Consider the following 22,540-nt stretch of genomic DNA (forward strand, 5'->3'; position numbering starts at 1 on the left):
TATGAAGGCTGAAATAGAAGCGAAACCGGAAGGAAGTATATGGAGTGATGACCAGTGGCGCGCCATTGCGGAGAGCGGTGATGACATCCTCGTTGCTGCGGCAGCAGGTTCCGGTAAGACGGCGGTGCTGGTAGAACGGATTATTCGAAAAATCAGTAAGGAAGAGAACGGCTTCAGTGTAGACAGGCTATTAGTAGCTACGTTTACCAAAGCTGCGGCTGCCGAAATGCGGCAGCGGATCAGGGAAGCCCTTGATCGGGAGCTGGAGGAGAATGGGGAGAACGACCATTTGCGCCGTCAGCTATCCCTGCTGGGCAAAGCTTCGATTACAACGTTGCACTCCTTCTGTCTGGAAGTGATCCGGCGTTATTATCAAATGATTCCGATTGATCCGGGTTTTCGCATATTAAATGAGCATGAAGCGGAGATGATGCGGCAGGAGCTGCTCGAAGAGTTGCTGGAGGAAAAGTACGGTGAAGCAGGTGCGGATGGCGAGGATAGTATATTTGTGCAGCTCGCTGATTGGTTCAGTGGTGAACGCAGTGATGATGCAGTGCATGCGCTCATACAGCGATTGCATGATTATGCCCGCAGCCATCCTTGGCCTGCGCAATGGCTCCGTGATACTGCAGCTGATTTCTCATTGCCAGACACCGAAAGTCTGGGTGGAACGCCATGGGTGCTGAGCATTCTTGAAGAAGCGAAGCTGACACTTGCGGGCGCAGCCAGTCAGCTGATTCAAGGCCGGGAGATTGCACTGCAGCCGGGCGGTCCGGCACCCTATGCTGAGAATTTAACCGCTGATCTTGAGATGGTAAATGCACTGCAGGATGCCGTAAACGAACGACCTTGGGCAGAATTATATGATATTTTCATGGAAGTATATTTTGGGAAATTAAAGGCTTGTAAGAAGGATTCGACAGATCCTGGACTGCAGGAAATGGTGAAGGAACTGCGCGATAGTGTGAAGAAGAGTATTTTAGATCTTCAGAAAGCATTGTTTGGCCGTCCGCCTGAGGTTTTTTTGAAAGAGCTGAACGAAGCGGCTCCACTGATGGCAGAGCTTGCAGAGACAGTGATAGCATTCGGTGAACGTTATAGAATTGAAAAAGCAGGAAGAGGTCTAGTCGACTTCAGTGATTTGGAGCATTATTGTCTGCAAATTCTACGCCATCCGGACTCTACGCCCGGTCATTCCCTGCCTTCTGATGCAGCTATGGAGTACCGTGCTCAATTCGATGAGGTTCTGCTGGATGAGTATCAGGATACGAATAGCGTGCAAGAGGAGATTGTGCGGCTAATATCCCGTGAAACACCCGGTAACCGGTTTATGGTCGGAGATATGAAGCAAAGTATCTATCGATTCCGTCTGGCGGAGCCGGGGCTATTCCTGGATAAATACCGCAGCTTTGGCTCACACCAAATCGATGATCTATCTGAAATTACTAATGAATCATCTAGCGGTTCGGTCATCGATCTGGCCCGTAATTTTCGCAGTCGCATGGAGGTTGTAAATGCCGTGAATATGATCTTCCGGCAGATTATGAATGAGACGGTAGCGGAGATTAATTATGATGAACGCGCTGAGCTTGTTTACGGAGCGAATTTCCCAGGTGCAGCAGAGAAGGGTCCTGATACCTTTTTTGCACCGGAGTTATTATTGATTGATCGTGGTTCGGCAGCAGGGAAGTCAGAAGAGACCTCTGAAGACGGTGAGGCGCCACTTCAGGAGAGTGAAGCCATTGAGAGCGAGACGGCGCAGCTGGAAGCGCGGGCAATTGCCCGGCGTATTTCACAAATGACGGGGATGACCGGTGGATCGCCACTGCTTATCTACGATAAAGGACTCAAGATTATGCGTCCGGTTATTTACGGTGATATCGTGATCCTGCTTCGCTCGGCAAGAATCTGGACCCCTCTAATCATCGAAGAGCTTCGGATGGAAGGAATCCCTGCTTATGGTGATCTGAATAAAGGTTATTTTGAAGCTACAGAAGTGGAAATTGCACTTTCCCTCTTAAAAATAGTTGATAATCCTCAGCAGGACATTCCGCTGGCTGGCGTACTTCGTTCACCTGTGGTCGGATTAACGGAAGAAGAATTGGCTACGGTGCGTATGTGTAGTCAGGGTCCTTTTTTTCAAGCAGTACAGATGGCGGTGGATATGCAAGATGCAAAAGAGGCTGAAGAAGAGTATGACCTCTTCTCGGCTCATGTGATTGAATCCGCAAGCACCGTCGAAAATAATGTTTTACCTGATAAAGATCTGCCGCAGATCAGTCCAGAACTGAAGCGCAAGCTTAAACATTTCCTAGAACAGCTGGAAAGCTGGAGAAATGCGGCTAGACAAGGTAGTCTCAGTGAGCTGATCTGGCGTATCTATGGGGAGAGCGGCTATCTGGAATGGGTTGGAGGACTGCCTGGAGGCTCGCAGCGCCAGAACAATCTTAAAGCTTTGTATGATCGGGCTGTGCAATTTGAGAATGACACCGCAGCACGCGGATTGTTCCGTTTTCTGGTGTTCATTTCACGGCTTCGTGAGAATGGCGGAGATCTGGGTGTAGCTGGCGGTGGCGGTGAAGAAGGCAATGGCGTCAGAATCATGACCATCCATAAATCCAAAGGTCTGGAGTTCCCTGTTGTTTTTGTAGCCGGGATGGCAAAACAGTTCAATCGACAAGATTTGCATTCGCCATTTCTTATGCACAAAGAGCTTGGCTTTGGGCCACGCTTTGTGGAACGGGAAACGCGAGTTAGTTACCCAACACTTCCTTATCTGGCTATTAACCGGCGTACACGGCTTGAGTTATTAGCTGAGGAAATGCGTGTATTATATGTGGCGTTAACTCGTCCGAGAGATAAAATGATTCTAGTGGGCACCGTAAGAGATTTGCCACGCAAAATCGCTAGCTGGAGCAGCGTACAGAACCGGGATGAGCTGCTGCTTGCAGACCATCTGCTGGCCCGAGGGCGCAGCTATTTGGATTGGGTTGGACCGGCATTGATCCGGCACCCTGCTGCGGCGATTCTTCGTAAGCTGGGCGGTTCAGAAGGTACCGTCTCCACGGTGCTGCACAACGATGTGTCCAACTGGAGCATCAGTGTGCAAAATGCTTCCGAACTTAATTCTGGGGCGTTCCTGCCAACGGATCAGACTGAAGATAAGGTAGAGGAACGGCAAGCTGTACTCGAAGCACTGCATAAGGGTGAATCTGTAAATATATATGAAACAGAGACTAGCGATGAAATTGCTAGAAGACTGGAATGGAATTATCCGTATGCGGCAGCCTCAGGTATTCCGGCTAAAACTTCTGTTACGGAGTTAAAAGCGTTGTTGTCATTACAGGAGCAGCCCTCTTTTGATCTGCTGGAAGAAGGCAATTCTACAACCTCAATAGAAAACGATAAACGTCCAAGTGTTGCAGGTGCGGACAGTCTTCATTTGCGGCGTCCGAAATTTATGGAAAAACGCAGTCTGACCCCAGCGGAACGCGGGACAGCATACCATACAGTCATGCAGCATATTCCGCTGGAGGGTTCAGTTGATCCTATGGTTGTGGAAGAAACCTTAGCCCGGCTTCAGAGAGTGGCTATTCTAACTGCTGAGCAGGTGGAGGCTGTAGCTCCCGATCAGATAGAAGCTTTTTATAATAATGAACTTGGACGTAGATTAATAGCTTCTTCTTGGAAGCTTAGAGAAATGCCATTCAGTTATATGGTTCCCGCAGGTGAGGCTTATCGAGGGCTCGATTATATGAATGAAGCCGTCTCGGAGCTTACCCCTGAGAACAATAAGGAAGGCTTTAGTGAGGCTGTGCTAATTCAAGGGGTCATTGACTGCCTGTTCCGAGAAGAGGACCGGATTATTCTGCTAGACTATAAGACGGACTCTGTATTAGAACATCAGGGCGGCCTAGAAGCACTTAAGGAAAAATATCGTTTTCAGCTAGAGTTATACAGCAAGGCATTACATGATATTTTGGGAGAACCGATCAGCGAGATTTGGCTGTACTTTTTTGACGGCGATCATGCTGTGAAATTATAAATTATTCATTGCCGCATAGGAGCGGGGAAAGAGGACGAAGATGCGGATATTGCATACGGGGGATTGGCACTTGGGCCGTACGCTGGAGGGAAGAAGCCGCCAGAAGGAGCAAGAGCAGTTCATAGATGAATTGGTGGAGATCGCTGATTTTCATAAGGTGGATTTGATTATGATGGCGGGAGATGTGTACGATTCCGTTAATCCACCAGCGGCTTCGGAGCAATTATTCTATGAGGCTGCTGCCAGGCTATCTTCAGGGGGCAGGCCCCTTGTGGTGATTGCCGGCAATCATGACCAACCGGAGCGCGTATCTTCAGTCTCCCCGCTTGTATTAAGGCAGGGGATTACCTTGGTAGGACTTCCAACCTCAGAGCCAGTGACAGTTCATGCTGCGCGCACAGGTGAGATTGCCAAAATCGCAGCCCTTCCCTATCCCTCAGAGGCACGTCTTGGTGAGCTGCTTGCTGGGGACAGCGGGGAAGAGGAGCTTCGATTAGCTTACAGCGCACGGGTAGGCAAACTTATGCAATTGTTGGGACGGGAATTTACGCCACAAACCGTGAATTTGGCGATGAGCCATATTTATGTGCTTGGAGGTGTAGAGAGTGATTCGGAACGCCCAATTCAGGTGGGCGGGGCTTACACTGTAGACCCTTCTGCTTTATCCTGTGGAGCGCAATATACTGCCCTAGGCCATCTTCATCGCGCTCAGCGTGTTAAAGGGGAAGGGATGATCCGTTATAGCGGATCCCCGCTGGCATATAGCTTTTCGGAAGCAGGACAAGCCAAGTCGGTGACGCTGATTGATGTCGCGCCGGGCGGTGAGCCGACCTTCGAAGAAATCTATCTACGCTGTGGGCGTCCACTTGTAAGATGGAGCTCTACGGGTGGATTGCAAGAGGTATATAACTGGTTGGATGAAGGTAGAGATGCTTCTGCTTTTATAGATTTGGAGATTCGGCTCAGTGAAGCTATGTCGATGAATGATATTCAGCGCCTGCGTAAATCACGTGAGGGGATCATTCATATTCGTCCGATTTATCCGCAAATGGAGCTGGAGCTCGAACAGATTTCCCGTTCACGTATGCCTGTACAAGAATTGTTCCGTAAATTCTATCAGCGGCAGACGGGCGGGGCGGAGCCGGAGGATCGTTTGATTGAGCTGTTCTTACAGCTAACCGAAGAAGAACGGCAGCAGCCGGAGGAAGGAGAGGAGAACTAAGTTGAAGCCTATTTTATTAAAAGTTGCAGGATTGCAGAGTTATAGAGAAATGCAGGAAATAGATTTTGAAAGTCTGTGTGAGACTGGGCTGTTTGGGATTTTTGGACCTACGGGCAGCGGCAAGTCCAGTTTGTTGGATGCTATTACTTTGGCGATGTACGGGAAAGTAGAGCGCGCCGTTAACGGGACACAGGGGATTATGAATCACTCTGAGGATTCACTCAGCGTGGCGTTTACCTTCGAGCTCACTTCCTCTGCTGGGGCACATCGTTATCGTGTTGAACGTAAGTTCAAGCGGACAGGTGAGCAAACAGTCAGCAACACCATTAGCCGTTTCATTGAAGTCACACCTGACGGGGATAACGTTATGGCGGATAAACTCGCAGATGTTACACGTTGTGTGGAAGAGCATATTGGACTCAAAATGGATGACTTCACGCGAGCAGTTGTATTGCCGCAGGGGAAATTCGCCGAATTCTTATCGCTTCGGGGCGTAGACCGCCGACAAATGCTGCAGCGCCTGTTCCATTTGGAACAGTATGGCGATCAGCTTGCGTTGAAGCTTAGCCGGCGGGTGAAGGAGAATGAGGCTGCGCTCCGCGCGCTCGAAGCGGAGCAGCAGGGGCTTGGCAGCGCAGGCAAAGAGGATGTAGAGGCAGCGGCGGAGCGCCTCGAACAAGCAGCCCAACATGCTGCGGAATGCCGCCGCAAGCTGGAGGCGGCGCTGCAGGTCGCGGAGCGTTTCACGCGCATTCGCGAGCTGCAAGAGGAACGGACCCGCCGCGAATTGCAGCGGCAGGGACTGCTCTCCAAGGAGGAGGAGATTCTCCTCCTTGAACGGAAGCTCGGCCAAGCTGACGAGGCCGAGGCTAGGCTTCCCGCGCTGAAAGCATGGCGAAGCGCGGAAGATGCCTTCAAGAGTCGATTGACCCGCGCGGAGGGTCAAGAGGTGCTGGCCGCCGCTGCCGAGCAGGAGGCGGCGCATGCCGCTGCGGCCGCGGCTGCTGCGCAGGCCGCGCTTGCGGCGGAAGAGCCGGCCCTCCGGCAGGGGGCCGACACCTACCGCCGCGCGCTCGAGCTCGAGTCCGAGCTCGGCGCCCTGCGGCGCGAACTCGCGGCTCTGCGCGAGCGCCGCGAAGAGGCCTCCCGCAAGCTGGCGGAGCTGCGGGAGGGCATGGCCCGGGAGCGTGAGCTTTTGGCCAAGGGCCAAAAGCGCCAGCAAGAGCTGCAGCAGAGCTTGCAGCCGCTCGGTGTCCGCTCCCAGGAGCGGCAGTCTCTGCAAGAAGCGATGCAGAGACTGCAAGGGCTGCACTCCGCCGAATCCCAGTGGGATAAGGCGGAGAAGGAGCGCCGCGAGCGTGCCGCTGCACTCGCGGCTGCGCAGGCGCGACTCGCGGAGGCCGAGGGCCGTCGCGAGCAGCAGGAAGCTTCTCGCGGGCAGCTGATCCGCGAGGCGGCGCTGCATCAAGAGAAGCTGCTGGCGACAGAAGAAGCTGCGCGCACCGCAGCAGAAAGCCTGGAGCAACATATCAGTTCTTTGGAAGCAGCCCTCAAGGGGCATGAGTTGCACAGACTGTCGCTTGGATTGGCTAAAGAATTGGAAGCAGGACAACCTTGCCCTGTATGTGGCAGCGAACACCACCCGACCCCTGCTGTATTGCAGGATAACCTAGAGCAACAGGAACTGGAGTCAAAGCTTCAACAGGCTCGGGTGTTGTCCAGACGTGCTTTGGAAGCACGCCATATGTTCCGTGGTTTAAGGGAGCAGGACCTGGTTTGGCTGGAGCAGGTGTTTGGTGATGGAGCTTTTGATACGGTAAATCATCCTGCAGCGGCAGGTTCAGAAGTCAGTACTACAGAGGTTTCCTCTACCGATATGTCCATCCCAGATGAAAAAGCTTTGGCAGAACTTGATGCTGCATTTTTAGCATTAAAAAGCCAGTCTGGAGAACTGCGCCGTACAGCGATACAGTGGCAGCAATCGATGCAGGAAGTTCAGCAGCTATGCCTCAAAGAAGCAGCAGGTGCCGAAGGTGAGCGAAGCTGGGTAGAAGGTCTTACCGCCAAAGCCAAGGAACTGAGTGGCCAACTAACCGCTTTGCGGCAGAACTGGGTACAGCAGTTCCCTGATTTGGCACCGGAAGAGGTAGAAAAAGCTTATCGTGAGCTGTTAGCCAAGGATGCTCAAGCTGAGGAAATTAGATCCCGACTGGAAATCAGTGTCAAGTTTCTGGATGAGAAAAGCGCTTCGGTACAGAATCTTCAGGAAACCATCACCGGACTCGATAAAGAGCTTACTCAGTGGAATACACAGATGGAAGGCAAAGAAGAATTGCAGCGTGAAAAAGAACGGCGTCTTCTAGAGTGGACTAATGGCCGCGCTGCTGCCCCACTTCTAGCAGAGTGTGAGCGTCGTCTGCAGGAATTGTTAGCAGCTGTGGAGACCAGCCAACGATTACATCTCACGGCAGCGGAAAAAGCGCAGCATGAGATCAAGGAGGCAGCGATTACCCGCCAGGCTGCAGAATCTGCTCGAGAGCATTATGTGACTTCAAGCCATCTGTGGGAGCAAAGCTTAACCTCTTCACCGTTTAGTTCGGCCGCTGAGGTTGAAGGAGCAGCTCTCGCACCTGAAGAGCGGGAAATTTCATCTTCTCGGGTACGTGCCCATCGTGCTGAAGAAGCTGAAGTCTCATTGCAGCTGCGCAATATTGAAGAGAAGCTTGATGGAGCCAGCTTAAGTGAAGAGGAATGGCAAGTTAGCCAGGAGAGCTTAAGCGCGTGTAAGTCAGAGGATGAAATGTCTCTGCAAGCAAGAGCGCGTGCAGAGCGAGATCTAGAGGATCTGCGGCATCGGCATATTCGCTGGATGGAGCTTGAAGCCCAGCGGCTAGAACATGCTTCCCTACAGGATCATTTGTCCAAATTGCAGACGGTTTTACGTGGAAATGCTTTTGTTGAGTATATTGCGGAGGAACAATTGATGCAGGTGTGCCAGTCTGCTTCTCAGCGGCTTCGTTTCCTGAGCAAACAGCGTTATGCGCTGGAGGTTGATTCGGGCGGTGGCTTTGTAATCCGTGATGATGGAAACGGTGGTGTAAGAAGACCGGTCTCCACGCTTTCCGGCGGAGAGACGTTCTTAACTTCCTTGTCACTTGCACTTGCTCTTTCGGCACAGATTCAGCTGCGGGGGCAGTATCCATTGCAATTTTTCTTTTTGGACGAAGGTTTTGGTACGCTGGATCCGGAATTGCTCGATACGGTAATTACCTCACTGGAAAGACTGCATAACGACCAACTGTCTGTCGGCATTATCAGCCATGTTCCAGAGCTTCGGGCACGACTGCCACGCAAGCTGGTAGTAGTACCTGCTGAACAGGGTGGAGGGGGATCTCGGATCCTTTTGGAAAAAATGTGAAGATCTACAATGTGTGTGATTCTTATCACAGATACAGTATCAACGCGCTGTTATAATACAGCTAAGCCGACATTACTTTAGAAACACCTCGGCGGACGTATGGCAGGGAATGAACTCCTTTTCATACGTCCGCCGCCGAATCAGCTTTATAAGCTGTGAAGGGTGTTTCTCTTTTTTTTGTCTTTTTTAGGCCTAACGGTGTTGATATATTTATTTAATGGTTCATTCTGTAACAGATACAGTTTGGTGCTGATTATACTGAGTTTGCTTGCTGCTTTCGTAATTGATGATTATCCTGTATGATTATCTTATGATGAAGTGGAATTTCACCAATTTTTAGGAGGCAAGCACTCTATGGAGACCGTGTTTAGCAAAATTATTGAGGGTACTATTCCTTCCAAAAAAGTATTTGAGAATGAACGTATTCTTGCATTTTACGACATCGAGCCGGCTGCACCGGTACATGTGTTGATCATTCCCAAGAAGTTCATTGCTTCAATGAATGATGTTACACCTGAGGATCTTCCGCTAATTGCTGAAATCCACAGTGTAGCCCAACAGATCGCCAAAGACCTTGGGATTGCTGAGTCTGGTTATCGTTTAATCAATAATTGCGGGCCTGATAGTGGACAAGCTGTGCCTCATCTTCATTATCACCTGCTGGGTGGAGCCAAGCTGGGTGCGCTCACTGGAAACTCAGCTTCCCACGCATAGCATAATCATTTAATGTTGAAGAACTTGCCAGAAAAAAGAATAGCACGAAGGTTGACACGTTATTTCCGTTTGACCTATAATGGAGTTTGATAAACCGTGTTATGCTCTTGGACGGTATGGTCGGAGGGAGGGGAAACCTGTGTCTGAAACGAAAGTTCGCAAAAACGAGACAATTGATGCTGCACTTCGTCGCTTTAAACGTTCCATCGCAAAAGATGGTGTCTTGGCTGAGGTGAAGAAACGCAAACATTACGAAAAGCCGAGCGTTAAGAAAAAGCTGAAGTCTGAGGCTGCTCGTAAGAGAAAGTTTTAGGAGGATTACCCACGCATGAATCTTAGCGAGAGATTGAACGAAGATATGAAGCAAGCGATGAAGAGTAAGGACAAGTTCACGCTCTCCACGATTCGAATGGTTCGTTCTACAATAAAGTATCTTGAAATAGATCTGAAGAGAACATTGGACGACAACGAAGTGCTTGATATCCTTAGTCGTGAAATCAAACAGCGCAAAGATGCCCTCCAAGAATTTGAATCAGCGGGTCGCGACGAGCTTGCCGCGAGTACAAAAGCAGAAATCGAGATTATTATTAAATATCTTCCCGAGCAACTTTCCGAAGAAGAAATTAAAGTAATTGTACAGCAGACCATCCAGGAAACCGGTGCTTCTTCGAAGAGCGAAATGGGGAAGGTCATGAGCGCACTGATGCCTAAGGTCAAAGGTCGCGCTGATGGTAAACTCGTGAACCAGGCGGTTCTGCAATTTCTGCAATAATATAGCACTAGCACCCCTTGCAAAAGGGGTGCTTTTCTATGTAATGAAACGTAAATCCAATTTCAGCGTATTAAGGGTTATGAGTTCTGGGTCAAGCTAAAGAAGGGAGGTAAAATCATTGAGAAGATTACGGAAAATACTGTTAGCTAGCATTCCTGTGGTCCTGCTGTTACTCCTCCTGACACCCTTTGCAACGAATGTAAGCGCTGACGGGGCAGCCCCGAAAACACCGGGGGTTACGAACAGTGAGCTGAAACAAGGTCCCGTGTTTATTATTCCGGTAGATCAAAAGATTGAACGGGGTTTGCAAAGCTTTTTGGAAAGAGGATTTGAAGAAGCCGCTAATTATGGAGCAGTCCTTATTCTACTAGAGGTCGATACACCTGGAGGGCTGGTGAAATCGGCAGAAGAGATTGGGACGATGGTAAGAGAGAGTGAAATACCAACAGCTGCCTATATTAAAGGTGATGCCGCTTCTGCAGGCAGTTACATAGCACTTAATGCAGGTGCAATAATCATGAAGCCGGGCAGTATGATCGGCTCCGCTTCCTTGGTAGACATGAATGGTCAAAAAGTCGATGATGCCAAAATGATATCCTACTGGAGATCTAAAATGATCGGTGCTGCTGCTCTGAATGAGCGTGATCCAGACATTGCCGCTGGTATGGTGGATAGTAATTTGGTCGTGGATAAGCCAGAGCTTGGTGTGACTAAGATACAGGGAGAGATCATTGCCTTGTCTAGTGAAGAAGCTTTAAAAGCTGGTTACGCTGATCAAATTACAGATACCTCTGAAGAAGCAATTCATTGGCTTGGATATACTACAGACGACATCTTTCGCGTAGAGCATACCGGTGCGGAAAAAATGTCGCAATTTCTGACCAATCCGATTATTATGACGATTCTGCTGTTCATTGGGATTACAGGCGTTGTAATTGAACTGATTGTTCCAGGCTTTGGTGCGCCAGGAATTATCGGGACATTGGCTTTTGTGTTATATTTCTTCGGCAACTATGTTGCAGGATTCGCCGGAGCGGAAACTTGGCTCTTGTTTATCATTGGGCTTGTCATGCTTGTGCTGGAGCTCTTTGTGCCTAGCTTCGGAATATTGGGGCTGCTCGGCTCTGTTAGCCTTGTAGCGGGTGTCGTACGAGCTGCTTACAGCTATAAGCATGCACTTCTCAGTCTAGGTATCTCTTTCGTAGCTGCGACTATAGTTGTAGTAATTGTTGCGGTCATTTTTAAAGAACGAGGGATCTGGAACAGATTTATTTTGAAGGAAAGCCTTACTAAAGATCAGGGATTTGTGCCCGTAGAAGAGAAGCTTAGCTTATTAGGCGCTACAGGAACCAGTATTACTCCGCTTCGTCCATCAGGAACGGCTATGATAGGCGGCGAACGTGTGGATGTTGTTACAGAAGGTAGTTTTATTAGTGCTAATGCACCGGTCTCTATTATTAAAGTAGAGGGCGGACGGATTGTTGTGAAAGAAATCAAGGAATAAGGTAAACACTGGAACCAATAACAGTTCTAGAATAAATTTACGGAGGTTATATAGTATGGGTGAAGCATCTTTGATTCCTATTCTGTTTATCGCGGTAGTGGTGATTATTGTATTAAGCGTGTTTTTAAGTTTCTTCCCGGTTATGCTCTGGATTTCTGCATTAGCGTCGGGCGTTAGAATCAGTATTATTACACTGGTGGCGATGAGACTGCGTCGTGTAACCCCAAGTCGTATCGTTAACCCAATGATTAAAGCGACCAAGGCAGGTCTTGGACTGAACATTAATCAACTGGAGAGTCACTATCTCGCAGGTGGTAACGTAGACCGGGTGGTTAATGCGCTTATTGCAGCACAACGTGCAGATATTCCTCTGGAATTTACTCGCGCAGCAGCCATTGATCTTGCAGGACGTGATGTGCTGCAGGCTGTGCAAATGAGCGTTAACCCTCGTGTAATTGAGACACCGGTTGTTGCGGCTGTTGCTAAGAACGGGATTGAAGTTAAGGTAAAAGCGCGCGTAACCGTTCGTGCCAATATCGACCGTCTCGTGGGTGGTGCGGGTGAAGAAACGATTATTGCCCGTGTTGGTGAAGGGATTGTAACGACAGTAGGTTCGAGTGATTCCCACAAAGATGTCCTTGAGAACCCGGATTTGATTTCGCGGACGGTATTGTCCAAAGGTCTGGATTCAGGTACTGCTTTTGAGATCCTCTCCATTGATATTGCGGATATCGATGTAGGCAAGAACATCGGTGCTTATCTACAAACTGAGCAAGCAGAAGCGGACAAACGTATTGCCCAAGCCAAGGCGGAAGAACGCAGAGCGATGGCTGTCGCTCACGAGCAAGAGATGAAGGCGCGCGTAGTAGAGATGAAGGCTCTTGTTGTAGAAGCTGAATCTCAGGTGCCTATGGCGATGGCTGAGGCGCTCAGAAATGGCCAAATCGGCGTGATGGATTATATGAATATCAAAAACATCGAGGCAGATACCCAAATGCGGGGATCTCTCGGCAAAATGAATGATCAGGACGACAATAACCGTCCTAACAATAATAAATAAAAGGGGATGTGAATCTCCATGAGCTGGATCTATATTATTGCGGTTATTATATTCGCGATCGTATCCAATGTGAATAAAGCAACTAAAAACAAGCCCAAAGGAGCTCCTCGCGGGGGGATGCCCACTTTTGGGGGCGGAGAGGATTCTCCGCTCCGCCGGGTAAAGCGCCCGGATATCGATGGAGGGCGCCAAGCGGAGTCTGGCAGTGGATTTCCTGCTCCTGTTAACACCTCTTCCCGGCAGTCGATGTCAGAGGATAACCGGGAGTATGATGCCTCTCCTGCCTTTCCAGAACCTGCGTATATACCAACTCCAGATTATTCTACTGGAGAAGGAATGTCTTTGGAGCATGCCGATGACGGAGTTGAATTACGCACACAAAGAATGCAAGAAGAGGTGCGGCGCCTTCAATCTGCTTTTGACGGGATAGCGGGTGCAGATTCCAAAAGATCAAATAAGACTAAGAACACCAACTCACCCTCTGCGGCAGACCAGACACATGGAACAGGGAGTCGTGACGACCTGCGCAATGGTGTAGTCTGGGCAGAGATTCTGGGACCACCGCGTTCTCGCCAGCCGCATTCCACCCGAAGATAATATTTACGGATCATAGTAACAATAAAGCCTCGGTTTCCTATCTTTACGATAGGTTGCCGGGGCTTTTTTTGCTTTTTTCACACTAGAAGGGTCCTCCTTTGTTACTTCTTCTCATAAAAAAAAGCGTTGCCGCATAAGGTGTACAGAAGGCAGGAAGGGGGAACGTCTACTTATGACCCGTATTGGCCGCAGGCTGCGGGGATGGACAAACGGGGTACTGGATCTACCACAGGACTTATTACAGGAAATGCCCCGGATCACCCTGATCGGCAATAAGGAACTGCATATTGAGAACCATCGCGGCGTGCTGCATTTTTCCTCTGGTCAGCTTAAGCTCGCGTTAGCTAAAGGATCGCTTGAAATCAAAGGCGAGGGACTTGTCATCCGAAATATTCTAGGCCAGGAATTGGCTGTAGAAGGCGTTATCGGGGAGATCAGATATAACGAAAGCGAGGAGAGATCATGAAGGAGCCACCTCTGTCATCACTGCGGGGGTTCGTTACACTGCATGTGACGGGACCTCAGGTGGAGCGATTTATTAATTTCATTTCTGAAGCAGGAATCATGATTTGGGATGTGAGGCCCGCTGAGGGCGGCGCTTCCCTTAAGCTGCTTCTGGATGATTTTTATGTCCTCCGGCCGATTTTAAAAAAGACAGGCTGTCGTATGCACGTTACCGGTAGAAGCGGACTTCCATTTCTTATGGCACGGCTGTGGAAAAGGAAATTTTTTGGCATAGGTATTTTAATGTTTGGAATTACACTTTTTATGTTATCTACGATGGTATGGAGTATTAGAGTCGAAGGAAATGAAAAGATTGCCTCTGAGGATATATTGGCTGCTGCTCGCCAGGAGGGGGTGTACCCTTTTCAGTGGATATGGCGTCTGGAGGAGCCGGACAAGCTCTCTAAGGGGCTGCTGGCCCATTTACCGGGTGTTTCTTGGATAGGGCTGCAACGGACGGGGACGAGCATCAAAATTCAGGTTGTAGAGGCTAAACAGCCCGACATCAAACCTTTGCTTAGCCAGCGCCATTTAATTAGCCGAACAGATGCGGTGGTAACAGAAATATATGCGGAACAGGGCAGACCGGTAGTTGCGCGTAATTCGCGTGTGAAAAAAGGAGATATCCTGATTTCCGGTGCTCTTGGAGACGAAGAAAATGTAGAGTATGTGGTAGCCAAGGGTGAGGTTAAGGGCTTGGTTTGGCATGAGTACAATATCGAGGTCCCTCTTAAAACAACAAATAGCACCTATACTGGGGAGCGTAAGGATCGCACTTATCTTATGTTGGGGAAATGGGCTATTCAGCTGTGGGGTTATGGCAAATCCGCCTTTGAGAATTCAAAGACGCTCACAGAGCATGATCCGCTGTCTTGGCGCTCTATTGAGCTGCCGCTGGGCCTGATGACTGAGAAAGAAATGGAGATCAATGAAACAAAGGATACGATAACTCCAGAAGCCGGAGTTGCGAGGGGAATTGAGCGGGCGAAGAATGATATTTTAGCTCGATATGGTGTTGATAGCGTCATCAAAAGTCAAAAAGTTTTGCATGAGAAGAAAGAGAATGGTAAAGTTTATATGAAAGTGATCTTTGAAGTAGAAGAAAAAATTTCCGAAGAACTGCCAATAGTAAACAATTGAGGAGAATGAGGCTACTTGTCAGAACAGACTGCAAGCATTCGTATATCTTTGCAAAATGCGGGAGAAGCGCAATCGCTGTTTGGCCCGCAGGATGGATTCTTAAAAATCATCGAGAGTGAAATTCCCGCCATTATTGATTCGCGTGAAGCTGAGCTAACGATTCGTGGAGCTGAGCGGGAAGTAGACATGCTGGGGCAATTGTTTAATGTGCTACTGTCCCTCATTCGTAGCGGTTACATACTTACTGAACGTGATGTGCAGTACGCTGTGGAACTGGCGAAAGATTTTCGTGCTGATCAATTGCTCGATTTGTTCAAAGGAGAAATTACTACAACTTTTCGCGGAAAGCCTATCCGTGTCAAAACGGTCGGCCAGAAGCATTATGTGACAACGATCAAGAAGCGTGATATTGTATTCGGAATCGGTCCTGCAGGAACGGGGAAGACCTACTTGGCAGTGGTGCTTGCAGTTACGGCACTGAAAGAGGGTTCGGTTAAGCGTATTGTTCTTACGCGTCCCGCAGTAGAAGCAGGAGAGAGTCTAGGATTCCTTCCAGGGGATTTGCAAGAAAAGGTAGATCCATATCTGCGTCCGCTTTATGATGCGTTATACGACGTTATGGGACCCGATCAGGTGGCTAAGGCGCTTGAACGGGGATTGATTGAGATTGCTCCGCTGGCTTATATGCGCGGACGTACACTGGATGATTCATTTATCATCCTGGATGAAGCACAGAATACCACACCTGAGCAAATGAAAATGTTCCTGACTCGACTCGGCTTCGGGTCCAAAATGGTGATTACAGGTGACGTTACCCAGATTGACCTGCCCCGCGGCAAGAAATCCGGTTTGATTGAAGCCAAAGCGATTTTATCCGGCATAGAAGAACTTGGCTTTGTCTACTTCGCGGAACAGGATGTTGTACGGCATTCCCTGGTGCAGAAAATTATCGTTGCCTATGACCGCTCTGCCGAAAACCTCCAATAAAGGGGATTGTCTTCATGGCTTCAAAGCAACCATCTAAATTAAGCGGATTTGTATATACGAACAACGGATGGAAGTATAGCGCAGTGACACGCTATGCTCTTTTCCTGTTACTCGGACTAGTGTTCTACTTCAGCTTGTCGCCAGAATTGCTACCTAAGAAATATGATATTAAAGAGAATACTTACAGTGCAAAGGAAATAACGGCACCGAAACAAATTAAGGACACCAAAGCTACGTTAAAGGCGGCTGAGGAAGCGGCTGAAAGCGTATCTCCCAAGTACAAAATTATCCCGATGAGGGCGGACAACCTTGTGACCTCACTGCTGGACCGGATAGATCGCCTCAATCAGGATGATCTGATTTCGCAAAGCGATAAGACGGGGATTTATCGTGATGAGATTCCGCAGAGAGCCAGCGACTTCATCTTGAATTTCGTAGCTTCCAACCGAGGCAGCGCTACTTATTCAGATCACCTTCTGGATGAAATGCAATCTGTCATCAAAGAGCAGACCTATGTCATTCCGGAAGAGACTTACATTAAGATTCCGCGCCTGACCTCTCAGGACATTATCGAGATGAAGCCTGTCGCCCGAGATATTGTAACTAGGCTGATGAATGATCAGATTACGGATGCGCAGACTGCTCGCGCCAAGGTAGCGGAACAGGTCAGTATTAGTTCTCTAAGCCAGCGCACAGCGCGTGAGGTTGTTCAGGAGCTTGTACGTCTTGTGATCACAAGTAACAAGTTCTACGATGAGGATGCTACCAAGGAAGCGAAGGTACAAGCTCGGGAGAACACACCTGATGTATTCATCGAGCAAGGGGACACGCTTGTTGCTAAGGGGCAGCTAATTACTCCAGAGCTCTACACTCTTTTGGATGAGAATGGTCTACTAAGCAATGAGGTGAATTACTGGCCACAATTAGGGCTATTGATTCTCTCTGCGATGCTCTCCGTCGGTTTGCTTGCGTTCATTCGTTATTCTGGCGGTACCTCAGGCTTTAAGTACAACAATTCTCAGCTATTGATGCTGGTGCTTGTATTTGTTATAACTATTATCTCTATGCGGCTGGCCGCTGTTTTGCAGACCGATGTCCGATCTTATATCGGATTCCTGGCACCAGTGGCGATAGGCGCAATGTTAATTGCAATGCTTCTGGACATGCCTTTGGCCTATTTCTGCTCCATTCTATTCAGTGTACTGGCGAGTGTTATTTTGAATGTGCAGCAGAACTCAATCTTTGATTTTAACTTTGGTTTCTTTGCCATCGTGGTTTCTTACGTGGCTATCTTTGCGACTCACCGTGCGGGTCAACGCTCCACGCTCCTTAAAGGCGGGATTATGGTATCGCTTTTTGGCTGTCTGACAGTTTTTATGCAGATACTGTTAGGCGGAGGGGCATGGAAAGAGGTAGGTACCTTGTATTCGGTTGGTTTTGCTTTTGCAGGGGGTCTATTGACGGCTGTGCTTGTGATTGGGCTAATGCCTTTCTTCGAAGCAACCTTTGGTATTCTATCAGCATTGAAGCTGGTAGAATTGTCTAATCCAAACCACCCGCTGCTGCGCAAACTGCTTACCGAAACCCCGGGAACCTATCACCATAGTGTAATGGTAGGTAACCTGTCGGAGGCTGCCGCGGAAGCGATTGGAGCAGATGGCTTATTATGCCGGGTAGGATCGTATTATCATGATATCGGCAAAACAAAACGTCCGTTTTATTTTATCGAGAATCAGAATAATATGGAAAATCCACATGACTCTATTGAACCGAAGCTTAGTAAATCTATCATCGTTGCCCACGCCCGTGACGGGGTGGAAATGCAACGAGAATATAAGCTGCCAAAACCAATCCGTGACATTGCTGAGCAGCATCATGGAACAACGTTCCTGCATTATTTTTACCATAAGGCACTGAAGCTGGCTGAAGAAAAAGGTGTCGAGGCTGATTTTACCGAGGAAGATTTCCGTTATCCTGGACCGAAAGCCCAGTCGAAGGAAGCAGCCGTTGTGGGGATTGCCGACAGTGTCGAGGCTGCAGTGAGATCATTGCGTAAGCCAACTGTTCTGCAGGTGGAAACGATGATTGAGAAGATTATTAAAAGTCGACTGGATGATCATCAGTTTGACGAATGTGATTTGACGATTAAAGAATTGGATATTATTGCACGGACTCTGAAGGAGACGGTTATGGGAATTTTCCATTCACGGATCGAATACCCAGAAGATGTGCGTAAGCCGAAAAAAGAGGAAGGGGCACCTAACCCATGAGTTTGGAGATCGTTTGGGATAACGAGCAAGAAGAATACGAGATAAAGGACGATCTCATTACGCTGCTGGAGAGTATTTTGCAAAAAGCAGGTGAAGCGGAAGGGATCGATCGGGGCGAGGTAGCTCTTACTTTTGTCGATAACGCTCGTATACATGAGTTGAATTTAGAATATCGGGGAATTGACCGTCCGACGGACGTGCTTTCTTTTGCTATGAATGAAAGCGGAGAGGACGAGCTGGACATTATATACGAGGTAGAGGAAGGCGAGGCGCTGGAAGATGTTCCAGACGTACTTGGGGATATAATCATTTCCGTAACTCGTGCGCAGGAGCAGGCGCTGGAATACGGTCATTCACTGGAACGAGAGCTTGGTTTTCTTTTTGTTCACGGATTTCTGCATTTGTTAGGATATGATCATCAGGATGAAGCCTCAGAAGCAGAAATGATGTCCAAGCAAGAAAAAGTACTATCTCAGGTTGGGTTGACGCGCTAATGGTGAAGAACACGGCGGTAGGGCACAAGAAGTTCTGGCACTCTTTTCGGTTTGCATCGCAAGGCTTAGTGTCGGCATTCAAATCCGAGCTTAACATGAAGGTGCATTGCTGTTTAGCGGTGGTTGTGCTAGTTGCCGCTGCCGTGTTCAGACTTCCGCTGGCCAGTTGGATGTTGCTGCTGTTCTCGATCACGCTTGTCCTAACTGCCGAACTGCTCAATACGGCAATTGAAGCGACGGTTGATCTGATCTCGCCAGAGATTCATCCACTGGCTAAGAGAGCAAAAGATACCGCCGCAGGAGCTGTGCTTCTCACGGCGGTGTTTGCTGTCTTAGTCGGGATCTATGTTTTTTACCAGCCTGTGATGGACTGGATTAGCGGACTTATGTCATAATCAGGATACAAAATCAATTCAGGGGAGAGGCGGACCCGCGTTTTGCGATTCCGCCTCTTTCGTTACTGAATAATTTTGAAGTGAGTTATGTACCCGAATATATCTCATGAAGTACGCTGATAAAATTTAGTGCATGCTGAGAAAATAACGATAAACGAAACTAATTAGATGCTTACGAAGTGAGTTTTGTCGAAGTAATAACAGGAAGTAACGATAAACAAAACAGAGCGTATGCTTACGAAGTGAGTTTTGTGCGAAGAAAAATCAACGAAGTCAATACTCACAAAACTTTAGGAGGACAAAATATGGATTCTACTCTTCTTATGCAAGAGGCGATTAAAGCACGAGCTAAAGCTTACATTCCATATTCCCGATTCGGAGTGGGAGCTGCCCTTCTTGATCAGGATGGTCATATTCACCACGGCTGTAATGTGGAAAATGCTGCTTTTGGCCCAACCAACTGTGCGGAACGGACAGCATTATTCCGTGCGATTGCGGATGGACATGCTGTTGGTTCTTTTAAAGCAATTGCCGTAGTAGCTGACTCTGACGGCCCCGTTTCACCTTGCGGTGTGTGCCGGCAAGTAATGATTGAGTTGTGTTCACCGGATATGAAGGTTATTCTTGGAAACATGAAGGGTGATGTCGTTGAGACTACGGTGGGAGAATTGCTTCCAGGCGCTTTTGGTCCCGTAGATCTAAAGCAAGGACAAGCTTCAGAATAAAATGAGGTTTTGATTTAATGCCTGTGCCCGTATAAAGGCAAATTAGGCATAGTTAGACGAAGGTTGCTACTTTAATTGCACAATGTACAGTTAAATTGCTACTCTTTCCCACAAAAATGAATTTAGTTGCAGATAGTACAATTAAATTTATGATAAAGTCCATATTAGGCTCTTAAGACAGGATTTAATTGCACAGAATACAACTAAAGCACCAAAACATAAACTCAAACTAAAATTAGTTGTACAAAATACAATTAAAAGTGTTCTAGTTCTACCAAGTTAGGCTAAACTGGTGCAAACTATGTGTTATTAGAGTAATATTACGAGGTAAGCGCCGCGGCAAAAGCCGCCAGCGATTCTTTGCCCATCGTAACTTGAAACCCTGCTTGTAAGCTGCATCTCAGTAATTTTTCTCCATGGTGAGCTTAATGCGAACCGTGTTAATAAGCGACAGTGAAGCGTGTCCCCAACAGGGGACAAAAGCGCTCATGCACAACCGTCCCTCTAATCCCGTCGAACGTTGCGGGTACGCCTATTTTCGGGTGTCCAGAGGGTCGCGGCCCTTGGGGTCCCCCTTGGCTGAGGGAGATTCAGGGGGAGCGAAAAAGCTTTTAAAAAAAGATTGAATGATTGAAAAAGATTGAACTAGAAGGTAAGTATGGAAGGAAGATAATATGAAATTCAAATCAGGCTTTGTCGCAATTATCGGCAGACCAAACGTAGGTAAATCAACACTCATGAATCAGGTCATTGGCCAGAAGATTGCCATCATGTCGGATAAGCCACAGACAACCAGAAACAAAATTCATGGTGTTTACACAACAAACACTTCACAAATCGTATTCCTGGACACACCGGGGATTCATAAAAGACAGTCCAAGCTAGGCGACTACATGAACCAGACTGCAATGAGTACACTGGGTGAAGTAGAAGCTGTGTTATTCCTTGTGGATGCGTCAGAGGGCTTGGGCGGTGGAGACCGTTACATTGCCGAGCAATTAAATGGTCTGAAGACACCGGTGATTCTGGTGCTCAACAAGATCGATAAAATAGAGCCGGAAGCTTTGCTCCCGCTTATGGCCCAATATAACAAGCTGCATGATTTTGCCGAAATTATTCCGATTTCTGCGAAGATGGGCAGCAATGTTAACACGCTGTTAGAGCAGGTTGCCAAGTACTTGCCGGAAGGCCCTCAGTATTATCCGGAAGATCAAATCACGGATCACCCCGAGCAATTTGTCTGCGCGGAATTAATCCGGGAGAAAATTCTGCATTTGACTCGTGAAGAAGTGCCGCACTCTATTGCTGTAGCCATCGAAGATATGAAGGTTGAGCCTAATGGAGTAGTACATGTTTCAGCTGTTATTTTTGTTGAGCGTGATTCCCAAAAGGGAATTATTATCGGCAAGCAAGGGGCAATGCTGAAAGAGGTCGGCAGACGGGCTCGGACAGATATTGAGAACCTGCTGGGTTCGAAGATTTTTCTGGAGCTATGGGTAAAAGTGAAAAAAGATTGGCGCAATCAGGACCGCGTTCTGCGGGATTTGGGCTTCCATAAAGACCTTTAAGTTAATTCCGTTATTCCTCGTTTGGTAGGAATTGCAAGGATAGAACCTGCTCCATCGCACCATCCTAATTCTTGATAAGAGACATCGTCTTTCCCAAGAAAGGATGAATACGAATGCGAAACTTTTCGTGGAAGTATTTTGCAATGACAGGAGACGTCGATGCTTACCTGCTGTATAAGGAAGCTGGCCATCCGCTTGAAGATAGTGGATTACAGCTAGTGGAGGAAGAGAAGGCCTGTGATGAAGAAGCGCAATAAGGACTGGTTGCTTGCCGAATGGTTGGGGGAAGAGGCATGCTACACAGGGTGGAAGGGATCGTCATCCGCAGCATGGACTACGGCGAGGGGAACGCAATTATTACGCTTTGCACCGAGAACGCGGGAAAAGTAGGGGTTCTGGTGCGTGGCGCAAAGAAGGTCAAGAGCCGCCATGCTGCATTGATCCAACTGTTCACCGTTGGGGAATTTGTTTTTTTTAGAAATAACGGAGGACTTGGGACACTGAATTCTGGCGAAATTACGAAGTCTCACCATCCGCTCCGTGAGGATTTGATCAAAGCTGCTTATGCGTCTTATGCGTGTGAACTGCTTGATCGTGTTCTGCATGATGAGGAAACGGGAAGCTTCTGGTTTCGCCAGCTTACGGCCTGTCTTAATGCACTTGAAGAGGACAAGGAACCCGGCGTTATCATAAATGTCTTTGAAATGAAAATCTTACAGGCAGCCGGTTATGGTCCTGAATTCGATTCTTGTGTAATTTGTGGTGCCGAGAAGCCGGATGATCAACTGCTGGTCAGCCCTCGCCTTGGTGGAGCACTGTGCCGCAGTTGTAAACATAATGACCCTCCAGCCATGGAGGTCTCTGCTCGTGCGTTGAAGCTGCTGCGATTATTCGCCAGACTTGACCTAACTAGACTAGGCAATGTGGATGTAAAGGAAAGCAGCCGGGATGAGCTGAAAAAAATTATGCGGGCCTTTATGGATGTGCAACTCGGATTAAAGCTGAAGTCACAAAGTTTCCTAGACCAGCTCGACAAGTACAAGATTTGACGAAAACTGATTTTTCCGTTACTATAGGATCAGTTTATTATATGATCGTCGTTATGCTCCAATTGGGGAGAGGCGT

19 protein-coding genes are annotated in these 22,540 nt (G+C 48.2%); all 19 read left to right on the forward strand.

Annotated features, from left to right (window positions below):
* The first annotated feature begins 1 nt into the window (after position 1).
* Positions 2-4,045, forward strand: a complete 4,044-nt coding sequence (gene addA, locus MHH49_RS17040) for a helicase-exonuclease AddAB subunit AddA (RefSeq protein WP_341138790.1) — start codon at positions 2-4, stop codon at positions 4,043-4,045.
* A gap of 40 nt (positions 4,046-4,085) precedes the next feature.
* Positions 4,086-5,267 carry an exonuclease SbcCD subunit D gene (locus tag MHH49_RS17045; protein ID WP_341138293.1) on the forward strand — a complete coding sequence of 394 codons (1,182 nt, stop codon included), beginning with the start codon at positions 4,086-4,088 and terminating at the stop codon, positions 5,265-5,267.
* A gap of 1 nt (position 5,268) precedes the next feature.
* Positions 5,269-8,685: an AAA family ATPase gene (locus MHH49_RS17050; RefSeq protein WP_341138294.1), complete on the forward strand. Its 3,417-nt coding sequence runs from the start codon at positions 5,269-5,271 to the stop codon at positions 8,683-8,685.
* A gap of 354 nt (positions 8,686-9,039) precedes the next feature.
* A complete protein-coding gene (locus MHH49_RS17055) occupies positions 9,040-9,399 on the forward strand; it encodes a histidine triad nucleotide-binding protein (protein WP_036683863.1) in 360 nt (119 codons plus the stop codon).
* Between the two features lie 139 nt (positions 9,400-9,538).
* Positions 9,539-9,712 (forward strand): 30S ribosomal protein S21, encoded by a 174-nt coding sequence (gene rpsU / locus MHH49_RS17060; protein WP_036657994.1) that lies wholly within the window; start codon positions 9,539-9,541, stop codon positions 9,710-9,712.
* A gap of 15 nt (positions 9,713-9,727) precedes the next feature.
* Positions 9,728-10,171 (forward strand): GatB/YqeY domain-containing protein, encoded by a 444-nt coding sequence (locus MHH49_RS17065; RefSeq protein ID WP_036683862.1) that lies wholly within the window; start codon positions 9,728-9,730, stop codon positions 10,169-10,171.
* 118 nt (positions 10,172-10,289) lie between these two features.
* Positions 10,290-11,675, forward strand: a complete 1,386-nt coding sequence (locus MHH49_RS17070; RefSeq protein ID WP_038572898.1) for an NfeD family protein — start codon at positions 10,290-10,292, stop codon at positions 11,673-11,675.
* A gap of 55 nt (positions 11,676-11,730) precedes the next feature.
* Positions 11,731-12,735, forward strand: a complete 1,005-nt coding sequence (floA, locus tag MHH49_RS17075) for a flotillin-like protein FloA (RefSeq protein ID WP_036683849.1) — start codon at positions 11,731-11,733, stop codon at positions 12,733-12,735.
* 18 nt (positions 12,736-12,753) lie between these two features.
* Entirely contained in the window at positions 12,754-13,332 is a 579-nt protein-coding gene (locus MHH49_RS17080) for a hypothetical protein (RefSeq protein WP_076098529.1), read from the forward strand.
* Positions 13,333-13,504: 172 nt separating this feature from the next.
* Positions 13,505-13,798 (forward strand): sporulation protein YqfC, encoded by a 294-nt coding sequence (gene yqfC / locus MHH49_RS17085; RefSeq protein WP_076098530.1) that lies wholly within the window; start codon positions 13,505-13,507, stop codon positions 13,796-13,798.
* Positions 13,795-14,976 (forward strand): sporulation protein YqfD, encoded by a 1,182-nt coding sequence (gene yqfD, locus MHH49_RS17090; RefSeq protein WP_076098531.1) that lies wholly within the window; start codon positions 13,795-13,797, stop codon positions 14,974-14,976. Before yqfC ends, yqfD begins: the two co-directional genes overlap by 4 nt.
* 15 nt (positions 14,977-14,991) lie before the next feature.
* Positions 14,992-15,963, forward strand: a complete 972-nt coding sequence (locus tag MHH49_RS17095; protein ID WP_036683834.1) for a PhoH family protein — start codon at positions 14,992-14,994, stop codon at positions 15,961-15,963.
* A gap of 14 nt (positions 15,964-15,977) precedes the next feature.
* Positions 15,978-18,233, forward strand: a complete 2,256-nt coding sequence (locus MHH49_RS17100; RefSeq protein WP_036683831.1) for an HD family phosphohydrolase — start codon at positions 15,978-15,980, stop codon at positions 18,231-18,233.
* Positions 18,230-18,727 carry an rRNA maturation RNase YbeY gene (gene ybeY, locus MHH49_RS17105; protein ID WP_036683829.1) on the forward strand — a complete coding sequence of 166 codons (498 nt, stop codon included), beginning with the start codon at positions 18,230-18,232 and terminating at the stop codon, positions 18,725-18,727. Before MHH49_RS17100 ends, ybeY begins: the two co-directional genes overlap by 4 nt.
* Positions 18,727-19,122 carry a diacylglycerol kinase family protein gene (locus tag MHH49_RS17110; RefSeq protein WP_036683827.1) on the forward strand — a complete coding sequence of 132 codons (396 nt, stop codon included), beginning with the start codon at positions 18,727-18,729 and terminating at the stop codon, positions 19,120-19,122. The genes ybeY and MHH49_RS17110 overlap by 1 nt, the downstream gene beginning before the upstream one ends.
* 263 nt (positions 19,123-19,385) lie before the next feature.
* Positions 19,386-19,847: a cytidine deaminase gene (locus tag MHH49_RS17115; RefSeq protein WP_428978140.1), complete on the forward strand. Its 462-nt coding sequence runs from the start codon at positions 19,386-19,388 to the stop codon at positions 19,845-19,847.
* Between the two features lie 674 nt (positions 19,848-20,521).
* Complete coding sequence (era, locus tag MHH49_RS17120; protein WP_036683823.1) at positions 20,522-21,415, forward strand: GTPase Era; 894 nt, start codon at positions 20,522-20,524, stop codon at positions 21,413-21,415.
* Positions 21,416-21,528: 113 nt separating this feature from the next.
* The gene (locus MHH49_RS17125) at positions 21,529-21,672 is read left to right on the forward strand and encodes a YqzL family protein (protein ID WP_076098533.1); all 144 of its coding nucleotides are present in this window, start codon (positions 21,529-21,531) and stop codon (positions 21,670-21,672) included.
* Positions 21,673-21,708: 36 nt separating this feature from the next.
* The gene (gene recO / locus MHH49_RS17130; RefSeq protein WP_036683821.1) at positions 21,709-22,464 is read left to right on the forward strand and encodes a DNA repair protein RecO; all 756 of its coding nucleotides are present in this window, start codon (positions 21,709-21,711) and stop codon (positions 22,462-22,464) included.
* Positions 22,465-22,540: the final 76 nt, after the last annotated feature.

It is taken from the genome of Paenibacillus sp. FSL F4-0122, from assembly GCF_038002845.1.
Classification (GTDB): domain Bacteria; phylum Bacillota; class Bacilli; order Paenibacillales; family Paenibacillaceae; genus Paenibacillus_AQ; species Paenibacillus_AQ odorifer.

What these genes read in the sequence shown, in the direction of transcription:
- addA (WP_341138790.1), top strand. Translation starts at nt 2, where the DNA reads ATGAAGGCTGAAATAGAAGCGAAACCGGAAGGAAGTATATGGAGTGAT.
- MHH49_RS17045 (WP_341138293.1), top strand. Translation starts at nt 4,086, where the DNA reads ATGCGGATATTGCATACGGGGGATTGGCACTTGGGCCGTACGCTGGAG.
- MHH49_RS17055 (WP_036683863.1), top strand. Translation starts at nt 9,040, where the DNA reads ATGGAGACCGTGTTTAGCAAAATTATTGAGGGTACTATTCCTTCCAAA.
- MHH49_RS17065 (WP_036683862.1), top strand. Translation starts at nt 9,728, where the DNA reads ATGAATCTTAGCGAGAGATTGAACGAAGATATGAAGCAAGCGATGAAG.
- floA (WP_036683849.1), top strand. Translation starts at nt 11,731, where the DNA reads ATGGGTGAAGCATCTTTGATTCCTATTCTGTTTATCGCGGTAGTGGTG.
- MHH49_RS17080 (WP_076098529.1), top strand. Translation starts at nt 12,754, where the DNA reads ATGAGCTGGATCTATATTATTGCGGTTATTATATTCGCGATCGTATCC.
- yqfC (WP_076098530.1), top strand. Translation starts at nt 13,505, where the DNA reads ATGACCCGTATTGGCCGCAGGCTGCGGGGATGGACAAACGGGGTACTG.
- yqfD (WP_076098531.1), top strand. Translation starts at nt 13,795, where the DNA reads ATGAAGGAGCCACCTCTGTCATCACTGCGGGGGTTCGTTACACTGCAT.
- MHH49_RS17100 (WP_036683831.1), top strand. Translation starts at nt 15,978, where the DNA reads ATGGCTTCAAAGCAACCATCTAAATTAAGCGGATTTGTATATACGAAC.
- ybeY (WP_036683829.1), top strand. Translation starts at nt 18,230, where the DNA reads ATGAGTTTGGAGATCGTTTGGGATAACGAGCAAGAAGAATACGAGATA.
- MHH49_RS17110 (WP_036683827.1), top strand. Translation starts at nt 18,727, where the DNA reads ATGGTGAAGAACACGGCGGTAGGGCACAAGAAGTTCTGGCACTCTTTT.
- era (WP_036683823.1), top strand. Translation starts at nt 20,522, where the DNA reads ATGAAATTCAAATCAGGCTTTGTCGCAATTATCGGCAGACCAAACGTA.
- MHH49_RS17125 (WP_076098533.1), top strand. Translation starts at nt 21,529, where the DNA reads ATGCGAAACTTTTCGTGGAAGTATTTTGCAATGACAGGAGACGTCGAT.
- recO (WP_036683821.1), top strand. Translation starts at nt 21,709, where the DNA reads ATGCTACACAGGGTGGAAGGGATCGTCATCCGCAGCATGGACTACGGC.